This is a genomic window from Micromonospora yasonensis, assembly GCF_026013475.1.
Classification (GTDB): domain Bacteria; phylum Actinomycetota; class Actinomycetes; order Mycobacteriales; family Micromonosporaceae; genus Micromonospora; species Micromonospora yasonensis.
Map to the genome: position 1 here is coordinate 1 of NZ_JAPDPH010000427.1, position 1,930 is coordinate 1,930.

At 68.7% G+C, this 1,930-nt stretch carries 2 protein-coding genes; both read right to left on the minus strand.

What is annotated here, in order from left to right; translation table 11 throughout:
- Positions 1–345 precede the first annotated feature (345 nt).
- Entirely contained in the window at positions 346–1,650 is a 1,305-nt protein-coding gene (locus tag ONA70_RS36045; RefSeq protein WP_265010948.1) for an MFS transporter, read from the minus strand.
- Positions 1,647–1,930 (minus strand): TetR family transcriptional regulator C-terminal domain-containing protein (locus tag ONA70_RS36050; protein ID WP_265010949.1); only part of this gene is annotated, 284 nt, incomplete at its 5' end. The genes ONA70_RS36050 and ONA70_RS36045, both read right to left, overlap by 4 nt.

The window sequence follows — 1,930 nt, forward strand, 5'->3', positions numbered from 1 at the left end:
CCCGCCATCGCGGGGACCATCAAGGACCTGTCATGGGCCAAGTGGTGGACAAATCGGCAATTGCTGGACTGATTAGACCCGGTGGAACAATGCGGGATATGTCAACCCAACTCTTAATCCACTTGGTCCGCTTCAGGAAACTCCGGCCGCCCAGCCGCATCACGAACAGCCGAGCACCCCACGAGGCGCCCGGGTCCACATAGGACATGGATTGCCGCAACCATGGGTGCAAAGCTGCAGATTAATCTGCGTATCGACTCGACGAGTGTCGATGTGATCCGGCGACACCTATGGATTAAAAGTCCTCAGCTCTGCCATTGAGCTAACGGCCCGCAGGACCACAGGTTACCCGAAGCGTGAGGGCCCGGCGTGCGGCGCTCGTCGCGCATCTTGATCTTTCGCTCGGCGCCGGACTCCACCTGATGGTCGCTGACTTCCGTTCGCGGCGAAACTCGCGGTGAACAGCAGACCGACCGTGACCACGCCCAGGGTGATGGACAGCGAGCGCAGGATGCCGACGTGGTTCGCGAGGAAGCCGAGAAGCGGGGGCCCGGCCAGGAAGGCGGTGTAGCCGATGGAGGAGACGACGCTGACGCGGACGGCTGCGCGGCCTGGGTCGTCGGCTGCGGCGCTGATGCCGAGCGGAAAGCCCATCGCGGTGCCCAGCCCCCAGGTGATGACACCGAGCAGCGCAACTGCCTGGTGTGGGCCGAAGATCGTGACCGCGAGGCCGGACATGGCGAGGACGGCGCTGGCGCGGGTGACGAGTCTCGGGCCGTACCGGTTGACGAGTGGCGGCCCGAACCATCGGCCGAGGGTCATCGCGGCGACGAACATCGCGAAGCTCAGCGCGCCGGCGGCTACCGAGGTGTGGTGACCCTCGATCATCGCGGAGGCGAGCCAGTCATTGCCGGTGCCCTCGGAGAACGCCATGCTCAACACGAAGATGCCGAGAGCGAGCGTGCGCGGTTCGGTCCACGCGCGCACGGCGTCGCGGGCCGAGCGGGGCGTGGACGGCTCGGTGCCGGTGGCCAGATACCGGCGGGTGGACACCGGCACCGCTACGGCGACAAGGACCGCGACGACGGCCAGGTGGGCGACGACCGGGACGTGGAGAGCGGCGCAGGCTGCGGCGACGCCTGCGCCGAGGACGGTTCCGGCGCTCAGGGAGGCGTGGAACCGGGACATCATCGACCTGCCGCTTCGTTGCTCGACGGCGGCGGCCTCGACGTTCATCGCCACGTCCCAGACGCCAGTGCTCAAGCCGAGGAGCGCAAGCCCCGTGGCCGTGACGCTGAAGTCGCCCTGCGCGCCGATACCGGCCAGGCAGAGCCCCGCTGCGCTGGTCAGGCCGGCTGCGGCAACGGCGCGGCGTGGGCTGATGCTCGTCACGACTGGTCCCGCCGCCAGCAGCGACACGATCGACCCGATGGGCAGGGCGAGCAGCAACAGTCCCAGTTGTCGCGGGCTCAGTTGAAGCTGGGCCTTGACGTTGGGGATGCGGGCCGCCCAGGTGGCGAAGGCGAAGCCGCTGCTGACGAACGCCAGGTACACCGCCGTGGTGGCCGCTCGCAGCTGGGCGCCGCCGTCGCCCGCCGGGCCGGCCAGCGTCAGCGGCCTGTCGCGCGCGCCGGCGGGAGTGCCGGTCATCCCGCTACGTCCCCGGGCACGAGGCGACGGATCGAGTCCCTGATCTTTTCGGCATCGACCGGCCGAGTGGACAGGGTCGCGTGCAGAATCAGCCCTTCGATCAGCGCGTCGAGCGCCTCCGCGGTGTCGGGATCGAAATGCCGCTGCAGGGATCGGCGGGTGCTGTCCATCCACGCCTGCGTGATCACCCGGAGCTGGGGATTGCGTGCCGCCGCGGCGTACAGCTCGTAGGCGAGGACCGCGCTGCGCTGGTTGTCCGCCAGGTCGGCCAACATCGCGT

What these genes read in the sequence shown, in the direction of transcription:
- ONA70_RS36045 (WP_265010948.1), bottom strand. Translation starts at nt 1,650, where the DNA reads ATGACCGGCACTCCCGCCGGCGCGCGCGACAGGCCGCTGACGCTGGCC.